The sequence below is a fragment of the Stenotrophomonas sp. genome, from assembly GCF_059505245.1.
The window spans coordinates 1-13,708 of the sequence record NZ_JCACKF010000023.1 but is presented as its reverse complement, the minus strand read 5'-3'; the positions used below and the strand labels follow the sequence as shown (position 1 = coordinate 13,708).

The 13,708-nt window shown below is 69.1% G+C and carries 11 protein-coding genes; 6 read left to right on the top strand and 5 right to left on the bottom strand.

Features of this window, described 5'->3' with window-relative positions; all coding sequences use genetic code 11:
- Nucleotides 1-163: 163 nt before the first annotated feature.
- Nucleotides 164-901 carry an SIMPL domain-containing protein gene (locus AC5JLE_RS09905; RefSeq protein WP_049406598.1) on the bottom strand — a complete coding sequence of 246 codons (738 nt, stop codon included), beginning with the start codon at nucleotides 899-901 and terminating at the stop codon, nucleotides 164-166.
- A 129-nt stretch (nucleotides 902-1,030) separates the two neighbouring features.
- On the opposite strand from AC5JLE_RS09905, the gene AC5JLE_RS09900 reads away from it, so the two are divergent.
- Genes AC5JLE_RS09900 through tldD form a run of 4 tightly spaced genes read left to right on the top strand, consistent with a single transcriptional unit; the run spans nucleotide 1,031 to nucleotide 8,511 of the window.
- Entirely contained in the window at nucleotides 1,031-1,639 is a 609-nt protein-coding gene (locus AC5JLE_RS09900) for a Maf family nucleotide pyrophosphatase (protein WP_197561830.1), read from the top strand.
- Complete coding sequence (gene rng, locus AC5JLE_RS09895) at nucleotides 1,632-3,119, top strand: ribonuclease G (RefSeq protein ID WP_005418079.1); 1,488 nt, start codon at nucleotides 1,632-1,634, stop codon at nucleotides 3,117-3,119. Before AC5JLE_RS09900 ends, rng begins: the two co-directional genes overlap by 8 nt.
- Before the next feature lie 30 nt (nucleotides 3,120-3,149).
- Nucleotides 3,150-7,007 (top strand): YhdP family protein, encoded by a 3,858-nt coding sequence (locus AC5JLE_RS09890; RefSeq protein WP_496065258.1) that lies wholly within the window; start codon nucleotides 3,150-3,152, stop codon nucleotides 7,005-7,007.
- Nucleotides 7,008-7,065: 58 nt separating this feature from the next.
- Entirely contained in the window at nucleotides 7,066-8,511 is a 1,446-nt protein-coding gene (gene tldD / locus AC5JLE_RS09885; protein WP_014647936.1) for a metalloprotease TldD, read from the top strand.
- A 41-nt stretch (nucleotides 8,512-8,552) separates the two neighbouring features.
- Here the strand turns inward: tldD and yjgA are convergent, their stop codons facing one another.
- Nucleotides 8,553-9,140, bottom strand: a complete 588-nt coding sequence (yjgA, locus tag AC5JLE_RS09880; RefSeq protein ID WP_014647935.1) for a ribosome biogenesis factor YjgA — start codon at nucleotides 9,138-9,140, stop codon at nucleotides 8,553-8,555.
- 68 nt (nucleotides 9,141-9,208) lie between these two features.
- Between yjgA and pmbA the strand changes: the two genes are divergently transcribed.
- Complete coding sequence (gene pmbA, locus AC5JLE_RS09875; protein ID WP_014647934.1) at nucleotides 9,209-10,576, top strand: metalloprotease PmbA; 1,368 nt, start codon at nucleotides 9,209-9,211, stop codon at nucleotides 10,574-10,576.
- An 87-nt stretch (nucleotides 10,577-10,663) separates the two neighbouring features.
- The gene (locus AC5JLE_RS09870) at nucleotides 10,664-11,035 is read left to right on the top strand and encodes a DUF4870 domain-containing protein (protein ID WP_014647933.1); all 372 of its coding nucleotides are present in this window, start codon (nucleotides 10,664-10,666) and stop codon (nucleotides 11,033-11,035) included.
- A gap of 76 nt (nucleotides 11,036-11,111) precedes the next feature.
- On the opposite strand, the gene AC5JLE_RS09865 is transcribed toward AC5JLE_RS09870, so the two are convergent.
- The 3 genes from AC5JLE_RS09865 to tilS are packed head-to-tail and all read right to left on the bottom strand — an operon-like array spanning nucleotide 11,112 to nucleotide 13,563.
- Entirely contained in the window at nucleotides 11,112-11,990 is an 879-nt protein-coding gene (locus AC5JLE_RS09865; protein ID WP_014647932.1) for a polyprenyl synthetase family protein, read from the bottom strand.
- Nucleotides 11,980-12,240 carry an exodeoxyribonuclease VII small subunit gene (locus AC5JLE_RS09860; protein WP_014647931.1) on the bottom strand — a complete coding sequence of 87 codons (261 nt, stop codon included), beginning with the start codon at nucleotides 12,238-12,240 and terminating at the stop codon, nucleotides 11,980-11,982. Before AC5JLE_RS09860 ends, AC5JLE_RS09865 begins: the two co-directional genes overlap by 11 nt.
- A 36-nt stretch (nucleotides 12,241-12,276) precedes the next feature.
- A complete protein-coding gene (tilS, locus tag AC5JLE_RS09855) occupies nucleotides 12,277-13,563 on the bottom strand; it encodes a tRNA lysidine(34) synthetase TilS (protein ID WP_204324692.1) in 1,287 nt (428 codons plus the stop codon).
- Nucleotides 13,564-13,708: the final 145 nt, after the last annotated feature.

Genomic DNA, 13,708 nt, shown 5'->3' with positions numbered 1-13,708 from the left:
TGCCGCACGCGGCTGGCAGTCCATCAGTAGCGCGGCACGACGGCTACTGCCTAGAGGCAGGGGCATGATCGTTGGGCTGGCCTTCAGCCAGTGTCGGCGGAGGGCACGAAAAAGGCGGGCCCCCTGCGGGACCCGCCTGTGTCGTCGACCGCGGCGGACGCGATCAGCGGCCCAGTTCGAACACCACGTCCAGGTTGACCGAGACGGTCGATTCGCCCGGTGCGACCGGGGTGGCCTTGTCCATCGCCGCACCGGCCGCCATGGTGCGCATCATCTGCATCGGGCGGAAACCGCCGCTGCTGTTCTCGGAGATGCTGACGATGCGGCGCACCTGCAGGCCCAGCGACTTGGCATAGGTCTGGGCGCGGGCCTGGGCCTTCTTCAGCGCGGCCAGGCGCGCTTCGTCATAGACCGGTTCGGGCTGGTCGATCTCAAACTGCGGACCGTTGATCTGGTTGGCGCCCTGAGCGGCCAGCGCATCGAGCACCTTGCCGAGCTTGGCGATGTCACGGACCTTCAGGCTGACCGTGTTGCTGGCCTGGTAGCCGGTGATCTTCGGCGCCTCGTTGTCGGCATAGCGGTACTGCGGGTTGAGGCTGACGCCGCTGGTCTGCACGTCGCGCTCGGCGATGCCGGCGGCCTTGATCGCGGCCAGCACCTTGTCCATCTGCTGGGCGTTCTGGCGCATGGCGCTGTTGCCGTCGGCGGCCTGGGTGACCACGCCGGCCGACAGGGTGGCGACGTCCGGCACGCGGGTGGCCTCGGCGTTGGCCGAAATGTTCAGCAGGGTGCCTTCGGCCGCGGCGGCGATCGACGGCGACGACGGAGCAGCATGGGCAGTCATCGAGGTTCCAAGGGCGAGGGACAGGGCGAGCAGCAGCGGGGTGGCGGTCAGGCGCATGGGATCTCCTTGTTGTGCGGTGAGGGTGGTGTCGTAGCGATGAACGCGCTGTGAGCCTGTACGGGGTTGTACGCGTTCCGTAACGGGTTGCCGACGATTCAGGTGACGGGCTCAGGTTATGCTGTGCCGATGCTCTATCTTGCTTCCCGCTCCCCCCGACGCAACCAGTTGCTGGCCCGACTCGGACGCCCCTTCCAGGCCCTGGACCTGGAGGTCGTCGAGCAGCGCGCCGCGACCGAGAGTGCCGAACAGTATGTGTGCCGGGTCGCCGCCGACAAGGCGCGCGCCGGGCTGGCCCGGGTGCTGGCCGAAGACCCGCAGGCGCGGGTGCTCGGCTCGGACACCGAGGTGGTGCTGGACGGTGAAGTGTTCGGCAAGCCGGCCGACGCCGCCGGCGCGCGCGAGATGCTGGCGCGCCTGGCCGGGCGCACCCACCAGGTGATGACCGCGGTGGTGGTGGTCGGTGCCGACGGGCTGGACAGCGAACTGGTCATTTCCGAAGTGACCTTCGCCCCGATCGCCGCCGCCGACATCGCCGCCTATGTCGCCACCGGCGAGCCGTTGGACAAGGCCGGGGCCTACGCCATCCAGGGCGGGGCCGAGCGCTGGATCGAACATCTTTCCGGCAGCTACTCCGGCGTCATGGGGCTGCCATTGCTGCATACCGATCGTCTGCTGGCGCGCTGTGGCGTGCCGGCCCCCACTGCCGATGCCGCCAGGGAGGCTGCCGATGTCTGAGGAAATCCTGGTCAATGTGACCCCCCGCGAAACCCGGGTCGCGGTGATCGAGAACGGCATGCTGCAGGAACTGCACATCGAGCGCGGCTGGCGCCGGGGTGTGGTCGGCAACATCTACAAGGGCAAGGTGCAGCGGGTCATGCCCGGCATGCAGGCCGCGTTCGTCGAGGTCGGCCTGGAGCGCGCCGCGTTCCTGCACGCCAACGACGTGGTGCGCCCGGCCCCGGTGGCCAGTGCCGACACCGAGAACACGACCCTGCCGCCGCCGGCCAGCGTGCCGATCGTCGAGCTGCTGCGTGACGGCCAGGACATCGTGGTGCAGGTGGTGAAGGACCCGATCGGCACCAAGGGTGCACGCCTGACCACGCAGATCAGCATTCCCTCGCGCTACATGGTGCTGCTGCCGCAGTCCAAGGTGGTGGGGGTGTCCGCGCGCATCGAGGATGAAACCGAGCGCGCCCGCCTGAAGGCGCTGGTGACCGAGTTGTCGGCGCAGCACGGCGGCTACGGCTACATCGTGCGCACCAACGCCGAAGGCCAGCCGGCCGAGGCCATCGCCGAGGACATCGCCTACCTGTCGCGCGTGTGGAACGTGGTCGAGCGCCGCGGCCGCGAAGCGCCGTCGTGCAGCATCATCTATGAAGACCTGAGCCTGCCGCTGCGGTCGGTGCGCGACCTGATCCGCAAGGACGTGGACAAGGTGAAGGTGGACTCGAAGGAGACCTTCGGCCAACTGCAGGCCTTCGTCGCCAAGTACATGCCGGTGCTGGCCGAGAAGCTGGAGCTGTACTCCGGTGACCGCCCGATCTTCGACATGTTCGGCGTGGAGGACGAGATCGGCCGCGCGCTGGACAAGCAGGTGCCGCTGAAATCCGGTGGTTACCTGGTGATCGACCAGACCGAGGCGATGACCACCATCGACGTCAATACCGGTTCGTTCCTCGGCCAGCGCAACCTGGAAGAGACGGTGTTCCGCACCAACCTGGAAGCGGCACAGGCGGTGGCCCGCCAGCTGCGCCTGCGCAACCTGGGCGGCATCATCATCATCGACTTCATCGACATGGACGATGCCGAGCATCGCCGCCAGGTGCTGCGCACCCTGGAAAAGGCGCTGGCCCGCGACCATGCCAAGACCACGGTGTACGACTTCTCGCCGCTGGGGCTGGTGGAGATGACGCGCAAGCGCACGGTGGAAAGCCTGGAGCGCCAGCTGTCGGAAACGTGCCCGCAGTGCAGTGGCCGTGGCAGCATCAAGACCACCGAAACGGTGACCTACGAGATCTTCCGCGAGATCACCCGTGCCGTGCGCCAGTTCGATGCCGCACGCCTGCTGGTGATCGCCTCGACCAAGGTGGTCGCGCGCATCACCGACGAGGAATCCTCGGCGGTGGCCGAGCTGGAGGAATTCCTCGGCAAGAGCATCCGCTTCCAGGCGGACGAGCAGTACCTGCAGGAGCAATTCGATGTCGTTCTGCTCTGATCCTCGCCGGCCGCAGGCCGGCGGTGGCCGATGAGCGCGCCGCCGCGCCTGCGACTGCGAAGGATCCGCCGTCATTTCATTGCCGCCTGCGCGGTAGGCCTGGTCGGGCTGGCACTGCTGGTGGGTACCCTCAGCCAGCTGCTGCCGCTGGCCGAGCGTCACCCCGACAGGATTGCCGCCTGGCTGAGTGAGCGTGCCGGCCAGCCGGTGCATTTCGACCAGCTGCAGACGGCCTGGACCCGGCGTGGTCCGCTGCTGCAGCTGAAGGGCCTGCGCATCGGCGCCGGGCAGGGCCTGGCCATCGGCGAGGCCGAAGTGCTGGTGTCAATGTACAGCGGGCTGCTGCCCGGCCGCTCGTTGACCGAACTGCGCCTGCGTGGCCTGGCGCTGGACCTGCAGCAGGGCGAGGACGGACGCTGGACGGTGCGCGGGCTGCCGCAATCGGACAACGGCGGCGATCCGCTGGATGCGCTGCGCCGGCTGGGCGAGCTGCAGGTGATCGGGGGGCGCCTGGGCGTGCAGGCGCCGACGTTGGGCATCGACACCACGCTGCCGCGCATCGACCTGCGCATGCGGGTCAATGGCGATCGCCTGCGCGTGGGCGTACGCGCCTGGGCGCAGCCCGAAGCGCTGCCGCTGACCGCGGTGCTGGACGTGGACCGTGCGCGCGGCAACGGCGAGGCCTGGCTGGGCGCCGACCCGGTCGATTTCCACGCCTGGGCGCCCTTGCTGGCGGCTGGCGGCGTGCGCCTGCGCGAGGGCAAGGGCGAGTTGAACCTGTGGTTGACCCTGCGCGATTTCGCGCCGGTGGCGCTGACCACGGATTCGGACCTGCGCGACGTGCGTATCGATGGCGCACCGATACCCGGCATGGCGGCGCCGCAGCTGCAGCTGCAGCGACTGCAGGCCCGCCTGCGCTGGCAGCGCCAGGCCGAGGGCTGGGCGCTGCAGGTACCGCAGCTGCGGCTGAAGAATGAAGACGGCGAGCAGCGCCTCGATGGCCTGCAGCTGCAGGTCGGCAAACAGCTGCAGGTCCGTTCCGGTGAAGTGCAGGCCGGCATCGCACTGCGTGCGCTGGCCCTGAGTGATCGCCTTGAGCCGGGCCTGCGTCGCTGGCTGTTCCTGTCCAGGCCGCAGCTGGACGTGCGCGCGTTGCAGCTGTCGGGCGAACGCGATGGCCCCCTGTGGGCGCAGGGTGAACTGCAGTCGCTGGGTTTCGCCAGCGTGGGCAACTCGCCCGGCCTGCGCGGCCTGGGCGGGCGCTTTGAAGGCGACGCCGACGGCTTCAGCCTGCAGCTGCAACCGCAACGGCAGCTGCAGTTCGATTGGCCGACCGGCTTCGGCGTGCGCCATGACCTGCACCTGGCCGGACAGATCGTGGGCTGGCGCGACGAGGGCGGTGGTTGGCGGATCGGGACGCCGGCGATGCGTGTGGAAGGCACCGACTACGCGGCCGACGTGCGCGGCGGGGTCTGGTTCCAGGGCGACGGCACGCGGCCGTGGCTGCAGCTGGCCGCGAAGCTGGACGACGTGCCGATGACGGCGGCCAAGCGCTTCTGGATCCACTCCAAGATGAGCAAGGGCGCCACCGACTGGCTGGACATGGCGCTGGCTGGCGGCCAGGTGCGCAATGGCGTCGGCCTGGTCACCGGTGACCTGGACGACTGGCCGTTCGACAACAATGATGGCCGCTTCGAGGCCACCGGCCACATCACCAATGGCGACATCCGCTTCCAGCACGACTGGCCGCTGATGAGCCAGGTCGACGCCGACATCGCCTTCATCGGCCCTGGCTTCGACATGCGTGGACGGGGTGATCTTGCCGGCGTGGCGGTACAGAAATTCGAAGCGGGCATTCCGGACTTCGGGCACCAGCCGTTGTACGTACGTGCCGACGCGCCGAGCGAGGCCGGCAAGCTGCTGGCGATGCTGCGCCAGAGCCCGTTGCACAAGGATTACGGCGATACGCTGGACAATCTGGTCGCCAGTGGTCCGGCCCATGTGACCTTCGATCTGCTGCAGCCGCTGCATCAGGATGAAGGCGAGGGCCACCTGCAGGGCACGGTTGATCTGGCCGGCGTGAAGCTGGTCGACAAGCGCTTCCAGCTGACCTTTGACAACATGCACGGGCAGGCGCGCTACAGCAATGGCGGTTTCGGCGCCGAGGACCTGGCGGTGCGCCACCTCGGCCAGGAAGGACGGCTGAGCCTGCGTGCCGGCGGTTACGTGCATGACAGCACGCGCGCCTTCGAGTCGCAGCTGACCGCCCGCCTCGATGCCAGTGTGCTGATCGACCGTGCTCCGGAGATGGCCTGGCTCAAGCCTTACATCAACGGCAATTCGGCCTGGACCATCGGCGTCAACCTGCCCAAGGTGGCGCCCGGCGCGCCTGCGCCGCCGAGCGAGCTGCGACTGGGTTCGGACCTGGTCGGCACCCGGCTCGACCTGCCGGCGCCGCTGGACAAGCCGGCCGCCGAGCCGCTGGCGACCACGGTGGCCGCGCAGCTGCCGATGGGCGCCGGCCGCATCGACGTAGCGTTCGGCCAGCGCCTGGCCCTGGCCGCGCGCAGCCACAACAACCAGACCGGTGTGCAGGTCACGCTGGGCAGCGACCATGTCGACCGCGAGCCGCCGGCGAGCGGACTGACGGTCAATGGCCGCAGCCCGACCCTGGATGCGCTGGAGTGGATCAGCCTGGCGCGCGGTGGAAGTGACGACGACGCGATGCCGCTGCGCGCGGTCGACGTGCAGGTCGGCCAGCTCAAGCTGATCGGCGGAGTGTTCGAGCAGACCCGGCTGCAGCTGCACCCGGGCCCGCAGGCACTGGACGTGCGCCTGGACGGGCCGTCGCTGGCCGGCCGCCTGACCGTACCCAACGCCGACGGCGGCACCATCAGCGGCCAGCTTGACCGCGTGCACTGGCAGTCACTGCCGACGGCACCGGGTGCGGCCGCCGCGCCGGCGCGGGTACAGGCCGGTGCCAATGACATGGACCCGGCCACGCTGCCGCCGTTCGCGCTGGACATCGCCGACCTGAAGTTCGGCAAGGTGGTGCTGGGCCAGGCGGTGCTGCGCACGCGCCCGCTGGCCAACGGCCTGAACGTGGACGCGTTGCGCTTCCGCGCGCCGGACCAGGAAATCGACATCACCGGCCGCTGGCTCGGCCGTACGGGCGGCGCCCGCACCGAACTGACCGCGCAGGTGCGCAGCGAGGACCTGGGCGGGCTGATGCAGAACCTTGATTACGGCGGCCAGCTGCGCGGCGGTTCCGGCCAGGCGCAGCTGCAGGCGGCCTGGAGCGGGGGGCCGTCGGACTTCCAGCTGGGCAACCTGCAGGGCAGCCTCGACCTGCATGCGCGCAATGGCCAGCTGCTGGAGCTGGAGCCGGGCGCCGGCCGCGTGCTGGGCCTGCTCAGCGTCGCGCAGCTGCCGCGGCGGCTGATGTTCGATTTCCGCGACTTCTTCTCCAAGGGCTTCGCGTTCAACCAGATCGAGGGCAGCATGCAGTTCGGTCAGGGCATGGCGCGCACCGACAAGGTGCTGATCGAAGGCCCGGCGGCCAACATCACCATCCGTGGCCAGGCCGACCTGCGCAACCAGCAGTTCGACCAGACCATCGACGTCAACCCGCGCGCGGGCAACCTGCTGACCGTGGTCGGTGCGGTGGCCGGCGGCCCGGTGGGGGCGGCGCTGGGCGCGGCCACCAATGCGGTATTGTCCAAGCCGCTGGGCGAGATTGGCGCCCGTACCTACAAGGTGACCGGTCCATGGAAGGAGCCGAAGGTGGAAGTGATCGAGCGCAGCCGCGACAAGACCCCATCACCGCCCGTGCCGGCACCTGCACCGGCCATTCCGCCGACCGTCACCGACCTGCCGCGCTCGCGCTGAGCACGGCTTCCTGTTCACGGGGCTTGCCTGAGCGCCCCCGCACCCCCAGATCGAAACCATGACTGATATCGCCCTGACGCTTGCCCAAGACCGCCTGCTGCGCCCCGGCGGCCTGGATACCGCCGGCCTGGAGCGCACCTTCGGGCAACTGCTCGGCCCTGGTGTCGACTTCGGCGACCTTTATTTCCAGCACGCCCGCCGCGAGAGCTGGAGCGTGGAAGACGGCATCGTCAAGGACGGCGCCCATTCCATCGAGCAGGGCGTGGGCGTGCGGGCGATTTCCGGCGAGAAGACCGGCTTCGCCTACTCCGATGACATCCATGCCGATGCGCTGCTGGCGGCGGCGCAGTCGGCGCGCGCGATCTCGCGCGAGGGCGGTGCGCAGACCGGACGTTCGCTGCTGCGCGGCAATGCGCGCGCGCTGTACCCGGCGCTGGACCCGATCGACGGCATAGGCAACGAGGCCAAGGTCGAGGTGCTCAAGCGCCTGGATGGCTACCTGCGTGCCGCCGACCCGCGCGTGAAGCAGGTGATGGTGAGCCTGTCCGGCGGCGTCGATACGGTGCTGATCGCCCGCAGCGACGGCGTGCTGGCGGCCGACGTGCGCCCGCTGGTACGCCTGAACGTGCAGGTCATCGTCGAACACAACGGCCGTCGCGAGTCCGGCTACGCCGGTGGTGGTGGCCGTTATGGCTACGAAGCGCTGTTCGCCAGCGGCCGCCCCGAAGCCCTGGCCCAGGAAGCGCTGCGCCAGGCGCTGGTGAACCTGGACGCGGTGCCGGCGCCGGCCGGCATGATGCCGGTGGTGCTCGGCCCGGGTTGGCCGGGCGTGTTGCTGCACGAAGCGGTCGGCCACGGCCTGGAAGGCGACTTCAACCGCAAGGGCACCAGCGTCTACGCCGGCCGCATCGGCGAGCGCGTCGCCGCACCGGGGGTGACCATCGTCGACGACGGCACCCTCGACGGTCGCCGCGGTTCGTTGAACATCGACGACGAAGGCCACCCGAGCCAGTGCACCCCGCTGATCGAGGACGGCATCCTGGTCGGCTACATGCAGGACAGCCTCAACGCGCGGCTGATGGGCATGGCCCCGACCGGCAACGGGCGCCGCGAATCGTTCGCGCACCTGACCATGCCACGCATGACCAACACCTACATGCGCGCCGGCGAGCACGACCCGCAGGAGATGATCCGTTCGGTGAAGAAGGGCCTGTACGCGGTGAACTTCGGCGGTGGCCAGGTCGACATCACCAGCGGCAAGTACGTGTTCTCGGCCACCGAGGCCTACCTGATCGAGGATGGCCGCATCACCACCCCGGTGAAGGGCGCGACCCTGATCGGCAACGGCCCGGAGACCATGCAGAAGGTGCGCATGGTCGGCAACGATCTGGCCCTGGACGAGGGCGTGGGCATCTGCGGCAAGGACGGGCAGAGTGTGCCCGTGGGTGTCGGCCAGCCCTCGCTGTTGATCGAGGGCATCACCGTCGGCGGTACGCAGGCCTGAGCGTGGCGATGGCCGCGGCCACCGCCCGGGCCGGCGCGGACTCAGTCCTCGTCGGCCTCGTCGACCGGATCGCCGGCGTGTTCGTCGCCCGCCGTCTTCAGGCCCAGCGCCGCCGGCAGCATCAGCGTACGCAGCACCTGGAAGATCTCGCGGTAGGCGCGCGGCGGCTTGTTCTTCGCCTTTTCGGCCTGCGCGTTGCGTACCAGGGTGCGCAGCTGCTGGCGGTCGGCCTGCGGGTAGTCGTCAAGCAGGGCGGCCAGCGCCTTGTCACCGTCGGCCAACAGGCGGTCGCGCCAGTCTTCCACGCGGTGCATCATCGCCACTTCGCGGCGGCCAGTCTCGCTGTTGGCGTCCAGCGCATCGCGGATCGCGTCCAGCGTTGCCTCGTCCTCGCGGCGCATGTGCTTGGCCAGGAACGCCAGCTGGCGCTTGTGGGCGATATGGGCGGTGATGCGCTTGCACTCGGCGATATGCGGCAGCAGGTCTTCCGGGATCGGCAGGCGCGCCAGCTGGGCCGGGGTCAACGACACCAGCTTCTCGCCCAGGGCCAGGACGTCGAGCGCGTCGCGCCGGTTCTGGCTGCGGCTCTTGTCGTGGAATTCACCGGTTTCTTCGTCGCGTCCGCGCATCGTCCCTACCTGATCTCAAAAAAAGTCGCCCGGCGTGATGCCGGGCCCAACCTGTACAGGATAAAGCATTGAACGTGATCGCCCCTGAAGTGGCCGTCGGCGACGACAGCCCGGCCCGGCTGGAACGGCTGGCCGACCTCTCCCAGCAGTTGCTCGACCGCGCCCGCGCGCTGGGCGCCAGCCAGGCCGAGGTCAGTTGCAGCGAGGACCGCGGACTGGAGGTCAATGTCCGCCTCGGCGAGGTCGAGACCGTGCAGTCCACGCGTGACCGCGGCATCGCCGTGACCGTCTATTTCGGCCAGCGCAAGGGCAGTGCCAGCACCGGTGACCTGAACGAGGCCAGCCTGGCCGCTACGGTCGAGCAGGCCTGCGCGATTGCCCGGCATACCGAGGATGACCCGGCTGCCGGCCTGGCCGAGGCCGCACTGATGGCCACCGACTTCCCTGAGCTGGACGGTTGGCACCCGTGGGCGTTGCAGGCCGATGAGGCGGTGGACCTGGCCCTGGCCTGCGAGGCGGCCGGTCGCGAGGCCGACGCGCAGATCCGCAATTCCGACGGCGCATCGGTGTCGAGCATGCAGAGCCTGTCGGTGTATGCCAATTCGCATGGTTTCTTTGGTCGTGAGCGCGGCACCCACCATTCGGTCGGCTGCGCGCTGATCGCCGGGCAGGGCGATGGCATGCAGCGCGATGGCTGGTACACCAGCGCGCTTGCCCGGGAGGACCTGGAAGACGTGGGCCTGGTCGGCCGTCGTGCCGCCGAGCGCACCGTGGCCCGCCTGCAGCCGCGTTCACTGGCTACTGGCAGCATGCCGGTGCTGTTCGCCCCGGAAGTGGCGCGCAGCCTGGTCGGCCACCTGCTGTCGGCGGTGTCCGGCGGCGCCTTGTACCGCCAGGCCAGCTTCCTGCTGGACAGCGTCGGCCAACGCCTGTTCCCGGAATGGATGCAGATCGACGAGCTGCCGCACCTGCGCCGTGGCCTGCGCTCGGCCGCCTTCGACGGCGACGGCGTGGCCACCCGTAGTTCGGCGCTGGTCCGAGACGGCGTACTGCAGCGCTACGTGCTGGGCAGCTATTCGGCGCGCAAGCTGGGCCTGCAGACCACCGCCAATGCTGGCGGCGTGCACAACCTGCAGCTGGCGGCCAATGCCGGCCCGCTGGAAGAGATCGCCCGGCAGATGGGTGACGGCCTGCTGGTGACCGAGCTGATGGGGCAGGGCGTGAACGGGGTGACCGGCGATTACTCACGAGGCGCGGGCGGCTTCCGTGTCGAGAACGGCGAGATCCAGTACCCGGTGGACGGCGTCACCATCGCCGGCAACCTGCGCGAGATGTTCAGCAGCATCGAGGCGGTCGGCAGCGACGTCGACCCGCGCTCGCACATCCGGACCGGTTCGATCCTGCTGGGGCGGATGACCGTCGCCGGTAATGATTGATGGCATTGATGACGTAAGCTATGCGCGCCTGACGCAACCAGCTTGGTGCTGGTGGGTCAAGACCACCCAATGAAAAGGAGTTTTGTCGTGAGCGAATTCGATAACGTCCCGCCGCCGCCGGCAACCACCGATGCCCCGGCCGACCAGCGCACCATGGCGCTGGCTGCGCACCTGCTGGGCATCTTCACCTGGTTCATCGGCGCCCTGATCATCTGGCTGATCAACAAGGATGACGCCAGCAAGGCCTTCGTGACCGACCAGGCCAAGGAAGCGCTGAACTTCCAGATCACCGTGACCATCGCCATGGTCATCAGCATCATCCTGATGGTGGTGATCATCGGCGGCATCCTGGCGCCGATCGTGGGCATCATCAACCTGGTTTTCTGCATCATTGCCGCAGTCAAGGCCAACAACGGCGAAGCCTATCGCTACCCGTTCACCCTGCGCCTGATCAAGTAATACCGGCCGCATGCGCAAGCAGGAACGCCCGGCATTGCCGGGCGTTCCTGTTTGAGGGCAGCGTCACCGGCGGCGATCAGTGATCGCGTTCCACCGCCAGCGTTGCCAGCGCGCGCAGCGCATCGGCCTCTTCGCCATGGCCGGCCAACGTGGCCTGCATGCGTGCGGCCAGTTCGCGCAGCTGCGCCTTCGCGCCGTCCATGCCGAGCAGCGCGGGGAAGGTGCTCTTGTCCTGCGCCTCGTCCTTGCCGGCGGTCTTGCCCAGCTGTTCGGAACTGGCTTCGACATCGAGGATGTCATCGCGGACCTGGAAGGCCAGGCCGAGTGCATCGGCGAAACTGTCGAGCTGGGCCAGCTGCGGCTCGTGGGCCTGGCCGCACAGCGCCCCCATGCGCACCGCTGCACGGATCAGCGCGCCGGTCTTCAGCGCATGCATGCGGGTCAGTGCCGCCAGGGTCTGCTGCTGGCCGGTGGCATCGATGTCCAGCGCCTGGCCACCGCACATGCCGGAGGCGCCGGACGCGTGAGCGAGGGTCTGCAGGCAGGCCACGCGCAGCGTGGCCGGCAGCGGCGCATCGGCCAGCAGGCCGAAGGCACGCGTCTGCAGGGCGTCGCCGGCCAGGATCGCGGTGGCTTCGTCGAAGGCGATGTGGGTGGTCGGCTTGCCGCGGCGCAGGGCGTCGTCGTCCATCGCCGGCAGGTCGTCATGCACCAGCGAATAGGCGTGGATCAGCTCGACAGCCATCGCCGCCGCGTCCAGCTGTTCCGGCTGCGCGCCGAACAGGTGGCCACTGGCATACACCAGCAGCGGGCGCATGCGTTTGCCACCGCCCAGCACCGAATAGCGCATGGCCTGGTGCAGGCGCTGCGGTGCTTCGGCGGGCGAGGGCAGGGCGGCATCGAGCTGGCTTTCGATACGGTCGCGCCAGCGCGCGAACAGGGCTTCAGCCGTCATGGTTGGGCGGATCGAAAGGCTCGGCCGTTTCCGGCTGGGCCGGATCGCTGAGCAGGCGCACGCGCAATTCGGCCTGCTCCAGCGCCTGCTGGCACTGACGGTACAGACCGACACCGCGTTCGTAAGCACTGAGCGACGCTTCCAGGCTCAGCTCGCCGGTTTCCATCTGCTCCACCAGCTGTTCCAGCGATTCGAGCGACTGCTCGAACTGGGCGACCGGGGAGGCGTTTTCGGGGGACTTCTTGGCCATGCGGCAAGTGTGGACGGGCTGCGCGCGGGGGTCAATTCACCAGCCGCCCGGACGCCACTGCAGCTGCGCGTCGTGGGCCTGCAACCAGGCCTGCAGGGGAGCTGCGATGACCACGTCGGCGGCGGCAAGCAGCTGCGCTCCATCGAAGACCAGCGGCAGCTGGGCGCGTCGCCAGGGGGCAAGGTGTTCGCGTTGCAGGCAGTCCTTCAGCGCATGCGAATGCTGGCGACCGGGCAGCAGGATGCGTTCGCCGCCCACACGCGCACGGACCTGGAGCGGCCGTTCGAAGGCCTCGGCGCCGTGCAGGTGCAGCTGACCGCCATCGGGCAGCGCCAATGGCGCGCGTCCATCCCATCCGGCCTGCCAATCATGGGGAAGCGCCGGCAGTTGCGCGGGCAGGAGATAGGCATGATCGCGCCATTGCTGGATGGCATGATCGTGCCAGCGCACCCGCGCCTGGCGATCGTTGCTGGCTGGCAGCAGCTCGTCCAGCGCCTGCTGCAGCACCGTGGCCGGCAGTGGGGCGGCCCCATGGCCGATCACCCAGGCACGCAGCACGCGCGCGGCGCGGCCCGGTGACACCTGGCGCAGCAGCTGCAGCGATAGCACACGCGGTGCCACCTCCAGATGCGCGATCAGCTCGGCGTCCTCCTCGTCCAGCAGCTCGCGGGTCTGCCGGCAATGCAGGGCGCTGCCCGCCAATGCCGCGGCGGCGTGCGGCCAGCGCTGGCGCAGCAACGGCAGCACCTGCAGGCGCAGGAAATTGCGATCGGCGTGGTCGTCGGCGTTGCTGGGGTCTTCAACCCAGCGCAGCGCGTGCTGGTGCGCGTAATCGAGCAGCGCACGGCGCGGCACCGCCAGCAGCGGTCGCCACACACGGTGTTCGCCTACGCGGCTGTCTGCGGACATCGCGGCAAGACCATCGACGCCGGAGCCACGCAGGGCACGCAGCAGGAAGGTCTCGGCCTGGTCGTCCAGGTGCTGCGCCAGCGCCAGTGTTTCGCCGTCGCGCAGTTCGGTGGCGAACGCGGCGCGTCGCGCCTGCCGTGCTGCGCCTTCCAGGCCCAGGCCCGATGTGGGGTCGATCTGCACGCGATGCACGGCCAGTTCGATGCCCAGCGCTGCGCATTGGTGCTGGCAATGCAGCACCCAGTCGTCCGCATCGGGGTGCAGGCCATGGTGCACGTGCACCGCGCGCAGCGCCGTGCCGGAGGCCTTGGCGCAGCGCCACAGCCAGTGCAACAGCACGGTCGAGTCGACACCGCCGCTGTAGCCCACCAGCAGTGGCGCATCCAGCGGAACGAGGGCAGGGAAGGCAGTCACGGCGGCAAGTATAGGGTTGCTCGGCAGGGCTGCGCCCTGCACCCGGGTACGATCCAGAGCAACGGCAACGGCAACGGCAACGGCAACGGCAACAGCAACAGCAACAGCAACAGCAACAGCAACAGCAACAGCAACAGCAACAGCA

Coding starts and splice junctions, on each gene's coding strand:
- rng (WP_005418079.1), top strand. CDS start 1,632: ATGTCTGAGGAAATCCTGGTCAATGTGACCCCCCGCGAAACCCGGGTC.
- AC5JLE_RS09890 (WP_496065258.1), top strand. CDS start 3,150: ATGAGCGCGCCGCCGCGCCTGCGACTGCGAAGGATCCGCCGTCATTTC.
- yjgA (WP_014647935.1), bottom strand. CDS start 9,140: ATGCGCGGACGCGACGAAGAAACCGGTGAATTCCACGACAAGAGCCGC.
- AC5JLE_RS09865 (WP_014647932.1), bottom strand. CDS start 11,990: ATGACGGCTGAAGCCCTGTTCGCGCGCTGGCGCGACCGTATCGAAAGC.
- AC5JLE_RS09905 (WP_049406598.1), bottom strand. CDS start 901: ATGCGCCTGACCGCCACCCCGCTGCTGCTCGCCCTGTCCCTCGCCCTT.
- AC5JLE_RS09860 (WP_014647931.1), bottom strand. CDS start 12,240: ATGGCCAAGAAGTCCCCCGAAAACGCCTCCCCGGTCGCCCAGTTCGAG.
- tldD (WP_014647936.1), top strand. CDS start 7,066: ATGACTGATATCGCCCTGACGCTTGCCCAAGACCGCCTGCTGCGCCCC.
- AC5JLE_RS09900 (WP_197561830.1), top strand. CDS start 1,031: ATGCTCTATCTTGCTTCCCGCTCCCCCCGACGCAACCAGTTGCTGGCC.